This is a genomic window from Gordonia polyisoprenivorans NBRC 16320 = JCM 10675, from assembly GCF_000241325.1.
Classification (GTDB): domain Bacteria; phylum Actinomycetota; class Actinomycetes; order Mycobacteriales; family Mycobacteriaceae; genus Gordonia; species Gordonia polyisoprenivorans.
In genome coordinates this window covers 33560-55212 of the sequence record NZ_BAEI01000057.1, presented here as the reverse complement: position 1 = coordinate 55212, position 21653 = coordinate 33560, and the positions used below count along the sequence as shown (strand labels likewise).

20 protein-coding genes are annotated in these 21653 nt (G+C 68.0%); 17 read left to right on the top strand and 3 right to left on the bottom strand.

All coding sequences use genetic code 11. The features are described 5' to 3' along the window. The first annotated feature begins 404 nt into the window (after positions 1–404). From GOPIP_RS14130 to ahcY, 12 genes are all read left to right on the top strand, one after another. The gene (locus GOPIP_RS14130) at positions 405–752 is read left to right on the top strand and encodes a hypothetical protein (RefSeq protein WP_006370376.1); all 348 of its coding nucleotides are present in this window, start codon (positions 405–407) and stop codon (positions 750–752) included. Between the two features lie 5 nt (positions 753–757). Then, a complete protein-coding gene (locus GOPIP_RS14125; protein ID WP_035728066.1) occupies positions 758–1087 on the top strand; it encodes a hypothetical protein in 330 nt (109 codons plus the stop codon). A gap of 121 nt (positions 1088–1208) precedes the next feature. Further along, positions 1209–1517: a type VII secretion target gene (locus GOPIP_RS14120; protein ID WP_006370374.1), complete on the top strand. Its 309-nt coding sequence runs from the start codon at positions 1209–1211 to the stop codon at positions 1515–1517. Then, positions 1514–2878, top strand: a complete 1365-nt coding sequence (locus GOPIP_RS14115; protein WP_006370373.1) for a hypothetical protein — start codon at positions 1514–1516, stop codon at positions 2876–2878. Before GOPIP_RS14120 ends, GOPIP_RS14115 begins: the two co-directional genes overlap by 4 nt. Positions 2879–2912: 34 nt before the next feature. After that, positions 2913–3230, top strand: a complete 318-nt coding sequence (locus GOPIP_RS14110; RefSeq protein WP_006370372.1) for a PE domain-containing protein — start codon at positions 2913–2915, stop codon at positions 3228–3230. A gap of 95 nt (positions 3231–3325) precedes the next feature. After that, positions 3326–4324 carry a PPE domain-containing protein gene (locus tag GOPIP_RS14105; RefSeq protein ID WP_006370371.1) on the top strand — a complete coding sequence of 333 codons (999 nt, stop codon included), beginning with the start codon at positions 3326–3328 and terminating at the stop codon, positions 4322–4324. A 2-nt stretch (positions 4325–4326) separates the two neighbouring features. Further along, on the top strand, positions 4327–5154 hold the full coding sequence (locus GOPIP_RS14100) for an ESX secretion-associated protein EspG (RefSeq protein ID WP_244421152.1): 828 nt from the start codon (positions 4327–4329) through the stop codon (positions 5152–5154). Between the two features lie 114 nt (positions 5155–5268). Continuing rightward, the gene (locus tag GOPIP_RS14095) at positions 5269–5586 is read left to right on the top strand and encodes a WXG100 family type VII secretion target (RefSeq protein WP_006370369.1); all 318 of its coding nucleotides are present in this window, start codon (positions 5269–5271) and stop codon (positions 5584–5586) included. A 161-nt stretch (positions 5587–5747) separates the two neighbouring features. Continuing rightward, positions 5748–6050: a WXG100 family type VII secretion target gene (locus GOPIP_RS14090; RefSeq protein ID WP_006370368.1), complete on the top strand. Its 303-nt coding sequence runs from the start codon at positions 5748–5750 to the stop codon at positions 6048–6050. Positions 6051–6270: 220 nt separating this feature from the next. After that, the gene (locus GOPIP_RS14085; RefSeq protein WP_006370367.1) at positions 6271–7218 is read left to right on the top strand and encodes a cation diffusion facilitator family transporter; all 948 of its coding nucleotides are present in this window, start codon (positions 6271–6273) and stop codon (positions 7216–7218) included. 117 nt (positions 7219–7335) lie between these two features. Further along, complete coding sequence (locus tag GOPIP_RS14080; protein WP_006370366.1) at positions 7336–8883, top strand: amino acid permease; 1548 nt, start codon at positions 7336–7338, stop codon at positions 8881–8883. 178 nt (positions 8884–9061) lie between these two features. After that, positions 9062–10540 carry an adenosylhomocysteinase gene (gene ahcY / locus GOPIP_RS14075; RefSeq protein ID WP_006370365.1) on the top strand — a complete coding sequence of 493 codons (1479 nt, stop codon included), beginning with the start codon at positions 9062–9064 and terminating at the stop codon, positions 10538–10540. A gap of 90 nt (positions 10541–10630) precedes the next feature. Here ahcY and GOPIP_RS14070 read toward each other — a convergent pair whose 3' ends face one another. Both GOPIP_RS14070 and GOPIP_RS14065 read right to left on the bottom strand, forming a co-directional pair. Beyond that, the gene (locus GOPIP_RS14070) at positions 10631–11665 is read right to left on the bottom strand and encodes a hypothetical protein (RefSeq protein ID WP_006370364.1); all 1035 of its coding nucleotides are present in this window, start codon (positions 11663–11665) and stop codon (positions 10631–10633) included. 54 nt (positions 11666–11719) lie between these two features. Next, a complete protein-coding gene (locus GOPIP_RS14065; RefSeq protein WP_006370363.1) occupies positions 11720–12379 on the bottom strand; it encodes a dTMP kinase in 660 nt (219 codons plus the stop codon). A 152-nt stretch (positions 12380–12531) separates the two neighbouring features. Here GOPIP_RS14065 and mtrA point away from each other — a divergent pair, with 152 nt between their 5' ends. Genes mtrA through lpqB form a run of 3 tightly spaced genes read left to right on the top strand, consistent with a single transcriptional unit; the run spans position 12532 to position 16635 of the window. After that, complete coding sequence (gene mtrA, locus GOPIP_RS14060; protein ID WP_004023513.1) at positions 12532–13209, top strand: MtrAB system response regulator MtrA; 678 nt, start codon at positions 12532–12534, stop codon at positions 13207–13209. Next, positions 13206–14873: an MtrAB system histidine kinase MtrB gene (gene mtrB / locus GOPIP_RS14055; RefSeq protein ID WP_006370362.1), complete on the top strand. Its 1668-nt coding sequence runs from the start codon at positions 13206–13208 to the stop codon at positions 14871–14873. The genes mtrA and mtrB overlap by 4 nt, the downstream gene beginning before the upstream one ends. Then, a complete protein-coding gene (lpqB, locus tag GOPIP_RS14050) occupies positions 14863–16635 on the top strand; it encodes an MtrAB system accessory lipoprotein LpqB (RefSeq protein ID WP_006370361.1) in 1773 nt (590 codons plus the stop codon). Before mtrB ends, lpqB begins: the two co-directional genes overlap by 11 nt. 28 nt (positions 16636–16663) lie before the next feature. On the opposite strand, the gene GOPIP_RS14045 is transcribed toward lpqB, so the two are convergent. Next, positions 16664–17344 carry a ComF family protein gene (locus GOPIP_RS14045; RefSeq protein ID WP_006370360.1) on the bottom strand — a complete coding sequence of 227 codons (681 nt, stop codon included), beginning with the start codon at positions 17342–17344 and terminating at the stop codon, positions 16664–16666. A 488-nt stretch (positions 17345–17832) separates the two neighbouring features. Between GOPIP_RS14045 and hpf the strand changes: the two genes are divergently transcribed. Next, positions 17833–18600 carry a ribosome hibernation-promoting factor, HPF/YfiA family gene (gene hpf / locus GOPIP_RS14040; protein WP_006370359.1) on the top strand — a complete coding sequence of 256 codons (768 nt, stop codon included), beginning with the start codon at positions 17833–17835 and terminating at the stop codon, positions 18598–18600. Between the two features lie 204 nt (positions 18601–18804). Continuing rightward, positions 18805–21630 (top strand): preprotein translocase subunit SecA, encoded by a 2826-nt coding sequence (secA, locus tag GOPIP_RS14035; RefSeq protein WP_006370358.1) that lies wholly within the window; start codon positions 18805–18807, stop codon positions 21628–21630. The last annotated feature ends 23 nt before the right edge of the window (positions 21631–21653 follow it).

Sequence of the window (21653 nt, the reverse complement as noted above, 5' to 3'; positions counted from 1 at the left end):
CTGCAAGGTGATTCCCGGTGACATGGGTCCGCCCGCTCGGCGGGACGGACGTCACCACGCTGGGGAGTGTACCCATGGGTGTCGGATCGTGAATGGTGAGCGTCACGCCGAGCAACGATCCGGGTCGGGGGCGGTGACGACGGGGCGTCGTAAGAGGCCCGTGACAGCAAGAGGGCTCCGACGACTCCGGGGTTATCCCCAGACATCACGCGCAAACCGGACACCGCATGTGATCTGTGGCATCATCTCAACACCGTCAGCGGAGGTCATCGGCAACGGTCGAAAAAGTTCCGGTCGAGTGGGAACCCTGACCGCTCCCGCTGCGTCCAACCAGGACATCGCACATCAGCGGCGGCGCGGACGCCGCTGCGGTACAGGGAGTAATCGACGTGGGGGGAGGGCCAATGACCGGCGAGGATCTCGGTGGTGGGGTCGAGGAGACATCCTCGGCGCGATCGCGGGATGGGGCGATCTCGGTGATCACGACGCCGGCGGGCCTGCCGCTGGCGGTGCGTATCGACGACACCCAGCTGCGCAAACATCCCCAGGCCGTGGCCGACGACGTTCTTCGATTGTGCCAACAGTCGGCGATGGCTTCGGCGATCCGGCTGCGCGCTCGGCTGCTCGAGTCCGGGACGCCATCGGAGGTGGTCGAGTCGCTCGGTCTGCCCAGGCCCGACGATCTGGCCGGCGCCGAGCTGCGCGACGACGACGAGGCCGACGCACCCGCGTCCTGGCTCAGGTCGGTGTGAGTGCGATGAACTCGGCGATGGACGAACTCGAATCCCGCGCGATCACCCAACTGGGCCGTCTACACGACTTCTCCGACGAGCTGGCGCGGATTCGGGTCCGGGAGAGCTCCGCCGACGATCTGATCACCGTGGAGGTCGATGGATCCGGGGCGATGACGGGGTTGTGGCTCGCCGATGGGGCCGGCGAGCTCGGTGGCGCCCGCCTCGGCTCCGGGATCGTGGCGACGGCCATGCTCGCCGCCCAACGAGCATTCGCCCGACGAGCTGCGATGACCGAAGACTTCACCGCGTCATTCGCGGAGTTGGTGCAGTCGCGGCCGGACGGGTCGCGGTGACCGACCGCGCGGTGACATCGACGAGCGTGACTGAAGTCGACGACGTGGCTGTAGATGACGTGGCTGTAGATGACATGGCTGTAGATGACGTGGCAGTAGATGACATGGCAAGGGGGAGAACATGAATCATGTGACGGTGACACCGGAGGTCCTCGAGGGCTTCGCGGCGACCAACGCCGCGATCGGTACTGCGGTGGCTGCGGCCGGGTCGGTCAACGCCGCCGCGAACACGGCGGTCATGATCCCCGTGTTCGGACTGATCGGGCAAGAATTCCTCGCGGCATTCATTGCTGCACAGGCCAATCACCTGTTCGCGGTCGGCAACCTGGCCGCCGTCCACGCGGCGACTGCGGCGAGCGCACTCGGCGGCCTCGCCGAATTCGAGGCCGTCGACGCCGCCTCCGCCGCAACCCTGCGGTCGGTGCTGTGAGTCAACCGTCCGTCTCCGGGCAGCCCACCTCCGGGCGGCCCGAGTTCCCGGCGCTCACCGAGATGTCGGTCAACGACATGATCGCGGCGACACCGCTCGGACCGATCCTCGACCGGCCGGTCGGCGACGTGCTGGCGGGGTTGGGACTTCCGCCGCTGCCCGAGTTCCCGCCGTTGCCACCGCTTCCAGGGCTGCCGCCACTACCGGTCATCGACGTCGGTCTGCTCGTCAAACCGATCACCGATCTGCTCGGCAGCTTCGGGACCGGCGACCTGTCGGCGGCCGACTTCGATCCGACGGTCATCTTCCAGGGGCTGTCCACGATGCTCGAGTCGTCGATGTCGATGGCGCAGGCCGCCCTGAAGATCGCCGACGAGGTGTGGGGTGGTCAGAGCGCGGTGTCGGCGGCTGCGAAAACCGGTGAGGCGAGCGTCAACAGTGGGCAACTCGCAGCGCAGGGCAGCGGCATGTCCTTCGACATCCAGGCCGCCGCGGGCATCGTCGCCGCCGGTGTGGCAACCCTGCAGGCCATCCTGGCCGCCACCATCGCCAAGATCACCGCGGCCGTCTCGTTCACCGGGCCGGCGGCCCTGCCACTCGCAGTGAGCCTGGCCGGCCTCGGACTGTCCGAGGCGACCGCCGCCGTCGCTGCCACGCGGGCCCAATTGCTGGCTCCCACAACCCACATGACCGTGAACGGGGCGCCTGTGCCGGTCACCAACGCGCCCACCGGCGCAGCCGGTGCTACGCAGTCACCGTTTGCCCTCGCCGGCACGATCCTCGACGCGGTGTCCCCGGTGATCTCCACGGCCACCGAGATCCCCTCGATGCTCACCGCACCACTGCAGCAGGTGCTGGCCGCCGACGATACGGCGGTCCGGCCGGCCGCATATGTCGCGCCGGAGGACGGCGCCGGTGGGCCTTCCGGGCCCGGCGGCGGCCCGGCCGGTCTGGGTGCGATGCCGATGGGCGCCGGTGGTGCCGGCCGCGGCGGTGGTGGGGCCGGTGGTACGGCGATCACCGCGCCGCTGGGCGCGGCCCGTTCCGGGATGCCCGTCGTCGGTGCCACCGAACCGGCGAGCTACACCCCGGCCTCCCCGGCGCGTGCGGCCTCCGGGACCGCCACACCGATGCCGGCATCGATGGCGCCGATGGCCGCCGCCGGGGCTGCACGCGGGGCCGGGTCGTCCGACGACACCCACGAGGTTCCCGATTATCTGGTGACCGAGGACAACGGAAAGCAGATGGTCGGCGGCGTCGCGGACGTCGCTCCCGCCGTGCTCGGCGCCGACGCCGACCCGGAGACCCCGCCCGACATCGAATTACGACTCGGTCCGGCCGGGCCGGTCTCACCCCGATGAGTCCAGTGCTCGTCACCATCAGAAAGGTCAGCCCGTGACACCGTCACCAACCACCGGCAACGTGGACGTCGATCCGCATGAGTTGTCCAGGGCCTGCGCCGATCTCGAACGTCTGGCGCTGTCCCTGAAAGAAGCGCTCGGACGACTCGCCGCGGAGGCCGCAGTCGCCGCGCCCGGTCGAGACGAGGTATCGGTGACCACGGCGGCCTCGGCCACCGCGGTGGCCGATCGCTTCGCCGAGGACGCGACCTCCGGCATCGAACAACTGCGCAACATCGCGGCGATGCTGCGGTCCCACGCCGGCGACCTCGCCGACGCCGACGATCAAGCCGCGACCGGACTGCGGACCTGACGACGGCCCCAGGCGCCGACGACCGCATGACCACCTGAACCCCGTCCGTAGACCGTCATCCCGACCAACCCACCGAGCAGCCGAGAGGAGTGGGCATGACCGGATTCACCGGAGTCCTCTGGGACACCCGTACCAGTCGCCGACTCGCGAGCGACCTCGTCGAGGGACCCGGAGCGTCGGCGTTCGCCGACGCCGCGATCGCCTGGGGCGCACTCGCCGGTGAGTTCACCGGCGCAGCAGCCGAATACGGAGCCGTCCTCGCACGACTGCGGGCCGACTGGGAGTCCGGCGCAGCCACCGACGCCCTCGACCGCCTCGACGATCTCCTCGGATGGTTGACCGACATGGCGGCGCAGGCCACCGAAGCTGCGGCGATGACCGAGGCGCAGTCACTCGCCGTGTCGGTGGCGCGCCTGGCGATGCCGAGCACCGCGGAGGTCGATCTCGCCGACACGCTCGCGCATGGTGCGGCGGTCGTCGCCTCGGTCGCGCCGATCGCCACCGGGGCGGCCGCGCACGCCGAACGCGCGGTCCACGATCAACGGATGCGCGCGGCACGGGTGATGGAGGCCTACGAAACGGCCGCCGAGCCGCTGGCACAGCCCTGGCGAGCTCCCTGTTCCGCACCACAACTGGTGCCCGACACCCCGCCGGTCACCACGTCGAGCCGATCGCCGCAGACGCCGGTCGTCCCCGCCGCCGCGGGTCATGGGTCGGGCGCGGGCACGGGAATCGTTGCGCCGATGATGCTCTCGGCGCCGACTCCTCGGGGTGCGTACACGCCGACGATGGTGGCCTCGGCGCCCGCCGCGTCACCCACGGCGGTCACCACCGCCGGCGCGGGTCAGGCGGGATCGACGACGTCCGGAGCGTCGTCCGCGCTACCTCCGCCCATGGCACCGATGACCTCGACGGCATCGATGGGCGACCGTGTCGTCCGCGTCGATACCCAGGCACAGGCCGAGATCGGGCAGGCCGAAGCGTCCCCACGCCCTCCGGAAACCTGGGCCGAGGTCGCCGCACAGTCGAGCACGGCGCTCGACCCCCGATACGTCGAGCAGACCCTCATCCTGGACACGGGGAGGACGCCGTGATCGTGACCTCCACCGATTCCCGCCGCCTCGAGATCGCGGTATTGCGCCGACTCGGGCAACGATGTGGGGTCACCACCTGGCCGGTGGTCCTCGACCTCTGGACGCCGGCGGCCGACGGTGCACACAGCGAGACAGGAGCCGACACCCGAGGCCTTGCCGATCACGACGATGCCACTCTGGACCGTGCCATCACGGAGGCGGGACTCGTCGACAGCAGCGGCCCCACGCTGTGGGCCGACCTGGTGCTCGGGGTGCTCGCCCACCCCGACCGGGAACTCGAGATCCGGGGTTTCGCCACCGATTCGACGGTTCGCGCCTGCGTGGCCCGGCGCGGTCACGACCACGTTCTCGCGGTGCGGCGAGGCGATCACCTCGACCTCGCCCTCCTCGACGTGCGTGACACCAACGCCCTGGCGGGCGTCGTTCGCGCGACGTGCGGCCCGCACGACGCACTGGACTTCACCGAGACCAGCGTCCCCACCCGCGAACTGGCCGAGAGGTTCGGCCACTGTGCCGACACCGCCGGTGTTGTTGCGGCACTGCGTGCATGGGGCGCCACGGCCGCCGATGCGATCCGTGTGGCCGACGCGTTGCTGTCCTGCGACGTGCGGTGGGAGATCGTGGCCACCTCGCGTGCCGGCGGCGCCTTCACCCAGACTTCTGGGGCCATCGGGATCATCGACTCGCGTGCGGGTCGAATTCTGATGGGCCTCAGCAGATCTCCCGACGACAGATTGTGGACCACCATCACCCCGGGAACGGGGCATCGGATCGGTGCGGCCGTGGACCGGCTGATCGACACCCTGCCCGGACGACGGTGGTTCCCATGAGTCGACGGGATTTCCCCATCGAGATCTTCGCCGGGGGACATCAGCGCCTGTCCGCACGGACAGCGCTTCGGGGGCATCGCGACGACGGTGCCGACATCTATGAGGAGGAGCACCATGAATCTCGATGGAGCAGTTGACGTCGACGTCGAATCAGGCTTGGCCACAGCGCAATCGGTCTCGCAGATCGTCGACGACATGCAGGCGGTGATCCGGCAGATCGCCACCGCGGCGTCGACGGGCGTGTCCAGCTGGAACGGCCGGGCGTCCAACGCATTCGACAACACCCACACCGACTGGAACTCGTCGGCGACGGCGCTCAACGCCGCTCTCGACGACATCCGGAACCAGTTGACCGCTGGTTTCAGCGGCTACGACGACCAGGATTCGCAGGCCGCGGGCGGCTTCGGCGCCGAGGGGCCGCTGCGCCTGTAGACCGCTGCCGCTGTAGACCACCGTGTCTGTGGGCCCCGGCCCGACTGGCGCACCTCACCACTGACCTCGAATCACCACCGAGCTCGACCACCACCGAGCTCGAATCACCACCGAGCTCGATCAACTCTGGCCATGACCACATCTGACCGAAAGGACTTCCCATGTCCGGGAGAATCAAGTACGACTTCGCCGCCCTCGGCGACCTCGAAGGGGGACTGAACGCCCAGTTCGGCCGCCTCGAAGACCTGGCGTCGCAGCTGAAATCTCAAGTCGCCGCACTCGACGGCAATTGGCGCTCGCCCGGCGCGAAGCAGGCCTACGACGCCGCCCAGCAGAACTGGGACCGCGTGTTCATGCAGGCCCGCGAGCAGTTGCTCGGCATCCAGCGCGGCGTCACCAATGCGCGGACGGTGATGAACGAGACCGATACCTCGATCGCACGCGGCTTCGGCGGGCTCGTCTAGGTCCGCCGCAACGGGCCCGGCCCACACCCCACACCTTCGGCGCCGCGGGGGCTCCGGCACCGAAGGTGTGGGCATCGGCTCGTCACCCGATCCGCCGGTGAGGGCTCGGTGGCGGTGCTCGCGCCGGTGCCGATGGTGGTGTCCCGGCGCGCGGTGATGCCCTAGAGTTCGCGATGTTGCGCCGTCATGCCGGGTTCCCGGCGAATGGGAGGATCAGCTCGTGTCCGCCGAAGGTTCCAAGAAGGCGATCGTCGCCGCCCTGACCGCCAATGCCGGTATCGCGATCGCCAAGTTCGTCGGGTTCGCCGTCACCGGCTCGTCGTCGATGCTCGCCGAGGGCGTGCACTCGGTCGCCGACACCGCCAACCAGGGCCTACTGCTGCTCGGGCAACAACGATCGGCCCGCCGGGCCGATCGGCTGCATCCCTTCGGGTATGGGCGCGACCGGTATTTCTACTCGTTCATCGTCGCACTCGTGATCTTCGCTCTCGGTTCGCTTTTCGCGCTCTACGAGGGAGTCGAGAAGATCATTCACGCCCACGACCACGGGCTTGAGTCGCCGCTCGTCGCGGTCGTCATCCTGCTCGTCGCGATCTGCCTGGAGAGCTACAGCTTCGCCACCGCATTTCGCGAGTCGCGGCCGTTGAAGGGGTCGGCGAGCTGGTGGCGGTTCATCCGCAACTCTCGCAACCCCGAACTGCCCGTCGTCCTGCTCGAGGACAGCGGAGCCCTCATCGGTCTCGTCCTCGCCCTCGGCGGCGTGGGCTTGACGATGGCGACCGGCGATGCGATCTGGGACGGCATCGGGACGGTCTGCATCGGGGTGTTGCTGGGGGTCATCGCGATCGTGCTCATCGTGGAGATGAAGAGCCTGTTGATCGGGGAGGGCGCCACCGAATCCGAGGAGGCCGCGATCATGACAGCGCTCGCCGCCGACGGCGTCGACCGCGTCATCCACATCAAGACCCAGTACCTCGGCCCGGAGGAGATGCTGGTGGCCGCGAAGATCGCGATGCCACCGAACGCCGACCTGCAGACCGTGGCCCATACCATCGACGCCGCCGAGACCAGGGTGCGTGCGGCGGTACCGCAGGCCCGCATCATCTACCTCGAACCCGATATCGACCGCAGCGATCCGTCGGCCCGATCCGCACCGAAATCCGGGTAAGTCGTGATCGCGTCGATTAGCGTCTAGCCCACCGCAACCAGTCGGCACCGTGGTGGTCGTTCTCGCCGATCGGCTCGAACCGCACACGGCTGCACCAAACAAGAGAGGTCGAGGCGAATGGCCAACCCGCTGACCCGGGTCAAGTCCGTCGAGCAATCGATGGCCGACACCGATGAGCCCGGACACCAACTGCGCAAGAACCTGACTTCGTGGGATCTGATGGTCTTCGGGGTGTCGGTGGTCATCGGCGCAGGTATTTTCACCATCACCGCGACCACCGCGGGTAACAAGGCCGGCCCGGCCATCTCGCTGTCGTTCATCATGGCCGCCATCGCCTGTGCCCTGGCGGCGCTGTGTTACGCCGAATTCGCCTCGACCGTGCCGGTCGCCGGATCGGCGTACACCTTCGGTTACGCGACCTTCGGCGAGTTCCTCGCGTGGATTCTCGGGTGGGATCTGATCCTGGAGTTCGCCGTGGGCGCCTCGGTGGTGTCCAAGGGGTGGTCGTCCTATCTCGGCAGTGTGTTCGGATTCTCCGGCGGCACAGTCGATGTGGGGTCGGTGACAATCGACTGGGGGGCGATGATCATCGTCGCCGTGGTGACCACGCTGCTGGTACTCGGCACCAAACTGTCCTCGCGCGTCAGTGCCGTCATCACGGCCATCAAGGTGGCCGTGGTGCTGCTGGTGATCGTCGTCGGGTTCTTCTACGTCAAGGCCGCCAACTTCAGCCCGTTCATCCCGCCCGGCGAAAGCGGTGCGGGCGCCGAGAAGTCGGTCGACTCGTCACTGTTCTCATTGATCACCGGTGGCGGCGAGAGCTCCTACGGCTGGTACGGCGTGTTGGCGGCGGCGTCGATCGTCTTCTTCGCGTTCATCGGATTCGACGTGGTCGCCACCACCGCCGAGGAAACCCGGAACCCGCGTCGGGACGTCCCCCGCGGAATCCTCGGATCGCTGGCGATCGTCACCGTCCTCTACGTCCTGGTGACCATCGTGGTGACCGGAATGGTCAGCTACACACAGCTGGCCACCAGCGCAGGCAACGGCGAACCCAAGAATCTGGCCACCGCATTCGCGCTCAACGGGGTCACCTGGGCGGAGAAAACCATTGCCATCGGTGCCCTCGCCGGTCTGACGACCGTCGTGATGGTCCTGATGCTCGGCCAGTCGCGGGTGTTGTTCGCCATGTGCCGCGACGGATTGCTGCCACGCGGTCTGGCCAAGACGCACCCGCGTTTCGGTACCCCGGCCCGGCTCACCCTGCTGATCGGACTGGTGGTGTTCATCGTCGCCGGCTTCTTCCCGATCGACAAACTGGAGGAGATGGTCAACGTCGGGACGCTGTTCGCGTTCATCGTCGTGGCGGCGGGTGTGATGATCCTGCGCCGCACCCGGCCGGATCTCGACCGCGGCTTCACCGTTCCCGGCGGACCGATCATCCCGGTCCTGGCCATCCTGGCCTGCATCTGGCTGATGCTCAATCTGTCGGCGCTGACCTGGATTCGCTTCGTCATCTGGATGGTGATCGGTGTGGCCGTCTACTTCCTGTACGGCATGCGCCACTCGATGGTCGGCAAGCGTGAGCGCGGCGAGGTCGAGGGCGTCGACACCGTCAGCGCGGGTGCCGCCGCGTCCGGAGGCCCCGACCTGTCCAAGGAGTGATCCGCCCTGGAGCGGCGCGCCCGGTGGCGTCCCGCTCGGCGCCCACGCCCCACGCCCGGCGGCCCGCTGACGGCGTCGGATAGCCTGGTCCTCAGATCTCTTCGTCGTGTCCCCGGTGGGCGCACCCTGCGCTCACCGGTGTCACGCGAGGAGCCACACCGACTCCGAAGGGGACCAGATGACCATGGTGCAGAACGACGCACCGCAGGCAGACTCCATCAACGGCATCGACTTCAAGGTTGCCGATCTCTCGCTGGCCGACTTCGGCCGCAAGGAGATCGAACTCGCCGAACACGAGATGCCCGGCCTGATGTCGCTGCGGCGCGAATACGCCGAGGTCGCCCCGCTCAAGGGCGCACGGATCTCGGGGTCGCTGCACATGACCATCCAGACCGCGGTGCTCATCGAGACGCTCGTGTCGCTCGGTGCGCAGGTCCGGTGGGCCTCGTGCAACATCTTCTCCACCCAGGACCACGCCGCCGCCGCAGTCGTCGTCGGCCCGCACGGCACGCCCGACGAGCCCAAGGGCGTCCCGGTGTTCGCGTGGAAGGGCGAAACGCTCGAGGAGTACTGGTGGGCCGCCGAGCAGATGCTCACCTGGCCCAACCCCGACGAGCCCGCCAACATGATCCTCGACGACGGCGGCGATGCCACCATGCTGGTGCTGCGCGGCGCCGAGTTCGAGAAGGCCGGTGTCGTTCCGCCCGCCGATGAGAACGACTCCGCCGAGTACAAGGTCTTCCTGGATCTGCTGCGGTCGAGCTTCGAGGCCGACAAGACCAAGTGGTCGAAGGTCGCCGAGTCGGTCAAGGGCGTCACCGAGGAGACGACCACCGGTGTGCTGCGGCTCTATCAGTTCGCCGCTGCCGGCGACCTGGCGTTCCCGGCCATCAACGTCAACGACTCGGTCACCAAGTCCAAGTTCGACAACAAATACGGCACCCGCCACTCGCTCATCGACGGCATCAACCGCGGCACCGACGTCCTCATCGGCGGCAAGAAGGTCCTGATCTGCGGGTACGGCGACGTCGGCAAGGGCTGTGCGGAATCGCTGGCCGGTCAGGGCGCACGCGTCCAGGTCACCGAGATCGACCCGATCAACGCCCTGCAGGCACTGATGGACGGATTCGACGTGGTCACCGTCGAGGATGCGATCTCCGGGGCCGACATCGTCATCACCTCGACCGGTAACAAGGACATCATCCTGCTCGAGCACATGAAGCAGATGAAGAACCAGGCGATCCTGGGCAACATCGGGCACTTCGACAACGAGATCGACATGGCGGGTCTCGAGCGTTCCGGCGCCAAGCGGATCAACGTCAAGCCGCAGGTCGATCAGTGGATCTTCGACGACGGCCACTCGATAATCGTGCTGAGCGAGGGCCGGCTGCTCAATCTCGGCAACGCGACCGGTCATCCGTCGTTCGTGATGAGCAACAGCTTCTCCAACCAGGTCATCGCACAGATCGAACTGTGGACCAAGAACGACGAGTACGACAACGAGGTCTACCGGCTGCCCAAGCATCTCGATGAGAAGGTCGCCAAGATCCACGTCGAGGCGCTCGGCGGCACGCTGACCAAGCTCACCAAGGAGCAGGCCGAGTACATCAACGTCGACGTCGAGGGACCCTACAAGCCCGAGCACTACCGTTACTGAGGCGCACCCATCTCGAAAACGCTGCCCCGCTCGACACCTCGAGCGGGGCAGCGTTTTTCGCTATTCGTCAGTACCGGGTTCTCGGTGTCCTCAGGCGGTGATGGCGGGCTCGGCGCCCGGGCAGTAGTACCAGGACGAGTTCTCGCGTTCGAAACTCACCGTGTCCTCCTGGCTGCTGCTGCGTTGCGATCCCAGCTCCAGGTGGGTCTGGATCGTCGACTGTGCGGTGTCGCCGTTGATGGAGTTCACCCGCAGTTGTTCGAGCACCAGGTTGCCCTGCTGTGTTGGCGCCTGCACCGACGATCGCGCCGCGCTACAGACCGTGGCCTGCATCCGGGCGACGTCGCGGGCATTGGCCGCGGCGATGTAGCGCTGCATCGCGTCGGCGATGGCGTATGCGGTCGCCGGGTCCACCGCGGACGTACCGTCGGTGTCCGGGGCGGACTGGGTCGGGGTGTCGGTGTCGGGTGCGGTGCTCGCGCCACCACCGCCGGGTGTGGACGGAGCGGTCGACGGCGCACCGGTCGCGACCGTGGTGTCGGTGCTGCTGCCGGTGTTGACCACGATCAACGTCACCGCGAGTGCCACGATCACGACGACCGTGAGCACGCCCGCGCCGATGGCAACGAGCGCGCCGGTGTTACGCGGGCCGCCCGGCGGACGTTGCCCGCCACCGGGCATGCCGGGACCGGTCGGGCCGCCGGGCCCGAAGCCGCCACCGGGCCCGAAGCCACCTCCCGGCACGCCGCCCGCCGGGAGTCCAGGAGTCGCCGGCAGACCGAACGACCCCGGCGCCGGCTGAGACGGCGGCTGCTGGTACGGGGGCGGCTGCTGGTACGACGGCGGCACCGGTGATGAAAAGGGTTGGGCGGCAACGGGTTGCGACACCGGTGTCGGTGGCGGGAAGGCGGCCGCGCCGGGCGCGGGACCCTGCGGCGAAGGCGCCTGCGGTGGCGGAGTGTGTCCGCCGGCAGTCCAGGTCGTCATCGTGCGGGTCGGCATCTGCGCGGGCGTCGGGGTCGGTCCCGCACCAGGGGTCACCGGGTCGGCGACCTCCTCGGGCGTGGGTGCCGACTGTGCGGGCTCCCGCGGTGCATCGCCACCATGGGGCGGCGGATAGGTCATAAGTCTTCCTCGCGACGTGGGTCCAGCCAGGCTATCGGACCGCGTGCGGCGGCGTCAGCGCGCGTCATTCGGGTCGTCGACCCCGGCGCCGAGTAGGTCGATCAGTGTCTCCGGTGCCGCGTCGGCCACCTCCGTCCACGGCGAGGCCCACCCGGACCGGGCCAGCTCGCGATACGTCGCATCGACACGGCGTTGCAGATCCGCGTCGCGCTCATAGTGATCGCGGGGTCGCGTCGGGTCGCCGGCGGATCGTGCCTGCGCTCGACTCATCGCGACGTCCGCCGACACGGCGAGGAACAGGGTGTGGTCGGGTCGGGGGAGATCCAGCCGCCCGAATTCCAGGTCGTGCACCCATCGCACGACCTCACCGTCGGCGGATTGGGCGAGACGCGCGGCACTGTAGGCGGCGTTCGACGCGACATAGCGGTCGGCGACGACGACGTCATTGCTCTCGAGCGCGGCCCGGATCTCCGGGGCCGCCGCCGATCGGTCGAGCGCGAACAACAGGGCCATCGCGTACACGCTCTCGCGTAGGTCCCCGTGCTCGCCGTGGAGCGCCTCGGCCGCGACGTCGGCGAACAGCGACTGGTGATACCGCGGGAAGGTGACCGTGGCCACGGCGACACCCCGCTCCCGCCATCGCCGAACCAGGCCGGTGACCAGCGTGTTCTTACCGGCGCCGTCGAGTCCCTCGACGGCGATGAGTCGACCCACCTTGTGCTCCTGTGTGATTGACCGGTTGCCTGTGCGGTTGTGTCCGCGTGACCACTCTGCCCGGACGGCGGCGGCCACCGGCGTCCGGGCGTCACGAACGCGCGGCGCGTCGATCACGGCCGGATGGTCACAACAGTGTCACCATTGTCAGCATGAAGCCACGGATCCTCGTCGTCGATGATGATGCCGCGCTCGCCGAGATGCTCACGATCGTGTTGCGCGGCGAGGGGTTCGAGCCGTTCGTGGTGGGTGATGGGACCCAGGCGCTGACCGCTGTTCGCGAGATCCGCCCCGATCTGGTGTTGCTCGACCTGATGTTGCCGGGAATGAACGGCATCGACGTCTGCCGGGTGCTGCGCGCCGACTCCGGGGTGCCGATCGTGATGCTGACCGCCAAGTCCGACACCGTCGATGTGGTGCTCGGCCTGGAGTCGGGCGCCGACGACTACATGGTCAAACCGTTCAAACCCAAGGAACTCGTCGCCCGCGTGCGCGCACGGCTGCGCCGCACCGACGAGGAGCCCGCGGAACTGCTGTCGATCGGGCCGGTGGAGATCGACGTTCCCGCACACAAGGTGACCCGCGACGGCGTCCCGATCTCCTTGACGCCGCTCGAATTCGACCTGCTCGTGGCGTTGGCCCGCAAACCCCGACAGGTGTTCACCCGCGACGTCCTGCTCGAGCAGGTGTGGGGTTATCGGCATCCGGCCGACACTAGACTCGTCAACGTGCATGTTCAGCGGTTACGCGCGAAGGTCGAGACCGACCCGGAGAACCCGGAGGTCGTTCTGACGGTGAGGGGGGTCGGCTACAAGGCCGGCCCGCCGTGATCGGTCGCAACAGACGACGCGTCAACAGCACCTTCGGACGGCTCACCCGCACGGCGAGCGCGATCGCCTCGGTCTTCGGCCGGATCTGGCGACGCTCACTGCAGTTGCGGGTTGTGGTCTCGACGTTGGTGCTGTCTTTCGTCGTGCTCCTGATCCTCGGGTTCGTCCTGATGAGTCAGATCACCGACCGGCTGCTCGACGTCAAACTCACTGCGGCGACCGAGGAGGTCGAGCGCGCCCGGGTGTCGGTGGAACGCGATCTCGCCAGCGGTGACGGCAACATGTCGGTGCAGAACCGGCTGCGCCAGACACGGTCGCTGCTCACCGACCGGGACATCGACAGCGGACAGTCGTCGGGCAACGTCGGCACGTTCGACACGGTGCTGCTGGTGCCCGGTACCGGCGCCGACGGCAGTGCGACCGGCGTCGGACCGGTGTCGGAGATCCCCCGGAACCTGCGCGACATGGTGCAGGGCGGTCAGATCGCCTACCAGTATTCGTCGGTGGCCAACTCGACCGGCGGCCAGGAACCCGCACTCATCATCGGCTCACCCACCAACGCCTCGGTGCCCGGGCTGGAGTTGTACCTCGTCTTCCCGTTGACCACCGAGAACAGCACGGTCGACCTGGTCCGGGGCACGTTGCTGACCGGTGGTGTGGTGTTGCTCGGTCTCCTGGCGGCGATCGCCTGGCTGGTGTCGAGACAGGTGGTCATCCCGGTGCGCTCGGCGTCGAGGATCGCCGTCCGATTCGCCGACGGCCGACTCAAGGAACGCATGCCGGTCCGCGGTGAGGACGACATGGCAAGGCTGGCCATGTCGTTCAACGACATGGCCGAGAGCCTGTCCAAGCAGATCACCCACCTCGAGGAGTTCGGTGGGCTGCAACGGCAGTTCACCTCCGACGTCAGTCACGAGTTGCGGACGCCGCTGACCACCGTCCGGATGGCCAGCGACGTGCTCTATGAGGGCCGCGACGAGCTCGACCCGGTGCGCCGCCGATCCGTGGAATTGTTGGACAAGGAACTCGACCGGTTCGAGACGCTGCTCAACGAACTGCTGGAGATCTCCCGACACGATGCGGGTATGGCCGAGCTGGCCGCCGAACGGATGGACATGGCGATCCCGATCGACGCTGCGCTCTCGACGGTGTCGCGCCTGGCCGAGGAGACCGGTACCGAATTGATCCTCGATCTCCCGGCCGAGCCGGTCCTCGCCGAGATCGACCCGCGCCGGGTCGAGCGAATCCTGCGCAATTTGCTGGCCAACGCGATCGACCACGGGGAGCGCAAACCCGTGACGTTGTCGATGCGTTCCGACGGCGACGCCGTGGCGATCACCGTCCGCGATCAGGGCATCGGTCTTCGTCCGGGTGAGGAGAAGTTGGTGTTCAACCGCTTCTGGCGCTCCGATCCGTCGAGGTTCCGCCGATCCGGCGGCACCGGGCTGGGCCTGGCGATCAGCATCGAGGACGCCCGGCTGCATCAGGGCCGGCTGGAAGCGTGGGGCGAACCCGGTCAAGGTGCCTGCTTCCGGCTGACCCTGCCCCTGGTACGCGGACACAAGGTGCTCGGCTCTCCGCTGCCGCTGAAGCCGGTCGGCGCGAGCAAGGTCAAGAGCGTCGCCAAACCCGCCCGCGTCGAGGGAGCCGTCGGTGGCGAGTGAACATCGGTCGGCCGCGACGAGGTCGGTCGGGGCGAGATGGCGCCTGCTGGTACCGCTGCTGTGTGTCGTCGCGGCGCTGGTCGCGGCCTGCGGCGGTATCCCCGACGATTCGCTGCCGCAACCCATCAGCTCCTTCGCCCGCGAGGGCCCGACCAACGCGGTGCCGGCGCCCCAGCCGGACATGGACCCCGAGGCGCTGGTCCGCGCATACCTCAAGGCCACCGCGGCACCCACCGACGCGCACGCCGCGGCCCGCAAGTTCCTCGCCCCGGTGACCGCGGCGCAATGGGACGAGCGCGGTGACGCGATCATCCTCGATGACATCAACACCTACGTCGATCAGCGCAGCCCGACCGCCGTTCGGATGCGCCTCGTCGGCGACAACGTGGGCGTCCTCAAACCCGACGGTCAACTGCTGCCGGCGACCGGACAGGTGGAGACCACCCTGACGTTGGCGCGGGTGGGCAATCAGTGGCGCATCGACGGCACCCTGCCCGACCGCACGATGATCGACCGCAACCAGTTCGAGGTCAGCTACCGCTCGGTCTCGGTGTACTACACCGACCGGACGCGATCGCACCTCGTGCCGGACCCGAGGTGGCTCTACGGCGGTACCGATTCGGACCCGACGACGCTGGTGAACACGTTGATCGACGGGCCGGCCGACGATCTGGCCACCGCGGTCGATTCCGCGTTTCCGAGTGGGGCCGCGATGCGGGGTCCGGTCACTCCGGTGGCCGGCGGCGGGGTGCGCGTCGACCTGACCGGTATCGGCAGTCCGTCCACCCGGGATCGCACGCTGCTCGCCGCACAGATCATCTGGACCCTCAGCGGAGCCGACATCGGCGGTCCGTACGTCATCAACGCCGACGGTGCACCACTCGTCGGCGACCGGGCCGCGGGATGGCAGACGACCGACGTGCGGGCCTTCGACCCGAACGTGCCGCCGACATCGGCGGTGGGGCTCAACATCATTCGCAATGGAGCGATGTCCAAGGTCATCGACGACGGCACCGTGCCGGTGCCGGGTCCGCTCGGCGCCGGGACCTCGGTACGGTCGGCGTCGATCTCTCCGGACGGATCGCATGTGGCCGCCGTCCTCGCCGCCGACGGCCCCGACCCCCGGCTGAATCTGGCGGTCGGCGACTACGGTGGGGCGCCGACGACGATCGCCTCCGGCACGTCGATCACCCGGCCCTCCTTCGGTCCCGAGAACGACCTGGTCTGGGCCGTCGTCGACGGCCGGCCCGTCGAGTGGATCGGCAACGACCCCGGCGGTGCCCGCGTCGCCGAGATCGACGCCGGGCAGGTCGCCGCGCTGGTGCGCGGTCCGATCACCGAGATGCAGGTCGCCCCCGACGGGGTGCGGGTCGCGATGATCGTGTCCGGCCAGGTGGTGTTCGCGGTGCTCGCGACCAACGCCGACGGGCAACTCACCCTCGCGCAGCCGATGATCGCCGCCTACAACATCGGCAATCGCGCGGTGTCGCTGGACTGGGCGTCGCCGACCACCGTGATGGTCGCCCGTGACGCCACCGACTCGCCCGTGGTGCAGGTGTCGATCAGCGGCACCCCGGCCGTCGGCCTGCTCAGTGGCAACGTCTCGCCGCCGGTCACCGCGGTCGTTGCCAACCCGACGACCGTCTACATCGCCGACCAGCGTGGTGTGTTGCGTCTCGGCAGCACCAACGGTCAGGCCGACGAATACTGGACCGAGGTCGAACCGGCGATGACACCGGGGACCATCCCGGTCATCCCCTGACGACAACTCGGTTGTGGCGCCAGGCAATTCAGGCCCCGGCGAGGACGACGACCGCACCGATCCCGATGCCGTGTGCGCGGCACACCCGCACCGATTCGGCAGCCGTCGCGCCGGTGGTGAGCACGTCGTCGACGAGGATCGCCGCACCCGGAGGACAGCGTGCGCCGGTGCGGATACGGACGCTGCCACGCAGGTTCGCGCGCCGCTCGCGCGCGTCGAGACCCGACGAGTCGCGGGTGGTCATCGCCGTGGTCAACAGCGGCCGCACCCGGGCCCGTGGACCCAGTCGTCCGGCCGCGACGCCGGCGATTGCCGTCACCGGGTCACCGCCACGACGCCGGGCCGCAAGCGGGCGGGTCGGCGCCGGGATCAGATGAAGCCGCGCGGCGTCGGGCAGCTCGCCCCAGCGGGCCAGCGTGATCAGCGTGTCGGCCAGCGCCCGTCCGAGAGGTGTGACGAGGTCACGTCTTCCGTGCTCCTTCATCGCGATGATCGAGGCGCGCAGCGGTCCCCGATAACGTCCCACCGACCACACCGGGATGTCGATCGCCACCCGGGGATGCAGTTCGAGGGGCGCGTCGGCGATCCTCGCCGCACAGTCGGGACACCAGTCGCACCCGGGGCGGCCGCATCCACCGCACGTGCGGGGCAGGACGAGGTCGGCGCCCTCGACGCCGACCCGGCCCATCCCCACGGCGAGGACCGACATGAAAGAGCCAAAGGAGCGGGGCGGGGACGAAGTCACCCGACGAGCGTGGCATCAGACGCCGGCGATATCCGGCTGCGCAGGCGTGAGGGCGTCACCGCCGTGGACCGGTCCGGGTCTGTGTATCGCCGGTCGTTGCGCTCGGATGGTGGGCCGTTGGTCCCGACTTCGGTGACCACGACGTGACGCACTGATCAGAAACGTGGCCGCGCTGCGAACATCCGACTACGGTCAGAGGTACAAGAGGTTGATTGGTCATCGCGGAGGAGCACACACCGCTCCGCGCCGGGAGGTGAGGCCAGTGCACATGGGTGCCGACCGTCGGTCGGTACTGACTCGGTTCCTGCTCTGCGATTCTTGAGTCGACATTGAAGGATCCATCCGAAATCATTGAGCGCCAACTTCTTTGACAGTCCTCTTGGGCGCATGTGATTGGTGGACCCCGTGCTCGGCACCTCGAGGTCGAATAGCACTTTCCAGGAGGTAGTTCCATGTCATCTGTCATCCACCGCAAGGGCCAGCGCGAATCCAAGGTCGCCGCGGTCGACGACATCGACAACCAGTCCGCGTTCGTCATCCCACCGGGAACGGTGGAGTCCGACGAACCCGCCGAGCCCAACGCCAAGGTGGCGTTCAGCGGCCGCAACGTCGAAATACCCGAGCATTACCGGATCTTCGTCGGCGACAAGCTCGCCCGACTCGAACGCTACGATCCGACCATTTTCCGCTTCGACGTCGAGCTGAACCACGAACGCAACCGCCGCCAGTCCAAGGTCTGTCAGCAGGTGGAACTCACCGCGATGGGCAAGGGCCCGGTGGTACGCGCACAGGCGTGTGGCGAGAATTTCTACTCGGCACTCGAGTCGGCACTGGACAAGATCGAGTCGCGACTGCGTCGGGTCAAGGACCGCCGCAAGGTGCACTACGGCAACCGCCGACCGCTGTCGGTGGCCGAGGCCACCGAGGTCGGGGCACCCCGCCTGCGTGACAATCAGCTGTCGGTCGATGCGGGCCCCTCGCCCGAGGATGCCGAACAGTCGGCCGACCAGCAGTGGGATGACGGTGTCGCCGAACGCACGCCCGGTCAGGTGGTCCGCGTCAAGGAGCACCCGGCGGTGCCGATGACCGTCGACGACGCGCTCTACGAGATGGAACTCGTCGGGCACGACTTCTTCCTGTTCCACGACAAGGAGACCGACAAGCCGTCGGTGGTCTACCGACGACACGCCTTCGACTACGGGCTGATCCGACTCGCCTGATCGGAGAACCGGTCGAGCACGTCGGCGGGGCGGTGCGGACATATCGTCCGGACCGCCCTGCCGTGCGTCGGTAGGCGCATCGATCCCGGACCCCCGACGCGGCCGATCAGATCTTCTTCAGGCGGCCTCGGTACGATGGACGGCGGCCTGTGCGCTGCACGGGCCGTGGTTGGACGTCGACATGAGTAAGGGACTCGATCAACGGTGCTGAACAAGCTGCTGCGCATCGGCGAAGGCCGGATGGTCAAGCGACTCGATGCCATCGCATCGCACGTCGAGACATTGTCCGACGAGGTCGAGGCGCTCGGCGACGACGATCTGCGGGCCAAGACCGACGAGTTCAAGGAGCGCTACGCCGAGGGCGAGACGCTCGAGGAACTGTTGCCCGAGGCGTTCGCGGTGGCCCGCGAGGCCGCCTGGCGCGTTCTCGACCAGAAACACTTCCACGTCCAGATCATGGGCGGCGCGGCGCTGCACTACGGCAACATCGCCGAGATGAAGACCGGTGAGGGCAAGACCCTCACCTGTGTGCTGCCGGCCTACCTCAATGCGATCTCCGGTGACGGCGTCCACGTCGTCACCGTCAACGACTATCTCGCCAAGCGCGACGCCGAGTGGATGGGCCGGGTGCACCGGTTCCTCGGCCTCGAGACCGCGGTCATCCTGACCGGGATGTCGCCGGATCAGCGCCGCGAGGCCTACGCCGCCGACATCACCTACGGCACCAACAACGAATTCGGCTTCGACTATCTGCGCGACAACATGGCGCACTCCCTCGAGGAGTTGGTGCAGCGCGGCCACAACTTCGCGATCGTCGACGAGGTCGACTCGATCCTCATCGACGAGGCGCGCACCCCGCTGATCATCTCCGGGCCGACCGAGGGATCGAGTAAGTGGTACGTCGAATTCGCCCGCATCGCACCGCTTCTCGAGCGTGACGAGCACTACGAGGTCGACATCAAGAAGAAGACCATCGGCGTGCACGAGGCCGGCGTGGAGTTCGTCGAGGACCAGTTGGGCATCGACAACCTCTACGAGGCGGCCAACTCACCGCTGGTGAGTTATCTCAACAACGCCATCAAGGTCAAGGAGCTGTTCCACCGCGACAAGGACTACATCGTCCGCAATGGTGAGGTCCTCATCGTCGACGAGTTCACCGGTCGCGTGCTCGACGGTCGCCGGTTCAACGAGGGTCTGCACCAGGCGATCGAGGCCAAGGAAGGCGTCGAGATCAAGGCCGAGAACCAGACGCTGGCCACGATCACGCTGCAGAACTACTTCCGCATGTACGACAAGCTCGCCGGCATGACGGGTACCGCCGAGACCGAGGCCGCCGAGTTCGACCAGATCTACAAGCTGGGCGTACTGCCGATCCCGACCAACAAGCCGATGATCCGCAAGGACCAGGGCGATCTGATCTACAAGACCGAGGAGGCCAAGTTCTCCGCGGTGGTCGACGACATCACCGAACGCCACGAGATCGGCCAGCCGGTGTTGATCGGTACCACCAGCGTCGAGCGCTCGGAGTACTTGTCGCGCCAGCTCACCAAACGCGACATCCCGCACACCGTGCTGAACGCGAAGTTCCACGAGCAGGAAGCCCAGATCGTCGCCGAGGCCGGTCGTATCGGTGCGGTCACCGTCGCCACGAACATGGCCGGTCGCGGTACCGACGTCGTCCTCGGTGGCAATCCCGACATCATCGCCGACACGCGGCTGCGCAAGGCGGGCCTCGACCCGGTGTCGACTCCCGACGAGTACGAGGCCGCGTGGGAAGAGGCGATCGAGACCGCGCGGGCGGCCGCGGCCGAGGAGGCCGAGCAGGTCCGTGCGGCCGGCGGTCTGTACGTGCTCGGTACCGAACGCCATGAGTCGCGTCGCATCGACAACCAGTTGCGCGGCCGTTCCGGTCGTCAGGGCGATCCGGGGGAGTCCCGGTTCTACCTCTCGCTCGGCGACGAGCTGATGCGCCGATTCAACGGCGCGGCCCTCGAGTCGATCATGAACCGGGTGAACCTGCCCGACGACGTGCCCATCGAGGCGAAGATGGTCACCAAGGCCATCCGCAGCGCGCAGACCCAGGTCGAGCAGCAGAACTTCGAGGTCCGCAAGAACGTCCTCAAGTACGACGAGGTGATGAACGAGCAGCGCAAGGTCATCTACGCCGAGCGCCGCACCATCCTCGAGGGCTCCGACCACCGGGAGCAGATCCTGGAGATGGTTGCCGAGGTCGTCGGCGCGTATGTCGACGGAGCGACTGCCGAGGGCTATGCCGAGGACTGGGATCTCGACGAACTGTGGTCGGCGTGCCGTGCGCTCTACCCGATCGAGCTCGATCCCAAGGAGGTCGTCGGCGAGAACGAGTACGGCGAGCGTGACGACATCTCCGCCGAGGAGCTCAAGGAGATCCTCATCGCCGACGCGCAGGCCGCCTACGAGAAGCGGGAGGCGCAGATCACCGAGGTCGCCGGCGAGGGCGCGATGCGTCAGCTCGAGCGGACGATCCTGCTGTCGGTGCTCGACCGCAAGTGGCGCGACCACCTCTACGAGATGGACTACCTGCGTGAGGGCATCCACCTGCGGTCGATGGCCCAGCGTGACCCGGTCGTGGAGTATCAGCGCGAGGGTTTCGACATGTTCAGCGGCATGCTCGAGGGCCTGAAGGAAGAGACCCTGCAGTTCCTGTTCAACGTGCAGGTCCAGACCGAGGCCCCGCCCGTTCCCGCGCCCGCCGCGGCCTCACTGCGACAGCCGGCACCCGCGCTGGCCGGTGCCGCGACCGGTGCGTCGAGCCAGGCGCCGCCTGCACTGCGGGCGGTCGGTGACGGCGCGCCCGACGACGGTGGCCCCGATGTCTCGGCGATGACGTTCTCCGGACCAGACGAGGGTGGTGGCGAGGTCAGCCACAGTGAGGCCGAGGAGCTAGAGGATCCGGCGGTCATGTCGGCGTCCCGGCGTGAACGCCGCGCCGCGGCCCGCGCACAGACCAAGACCTCCCGACCACCGAAGGCCAAGAAGAAGCGTCGGTAGCGCAGTCGCCGAAAAAAACTTCG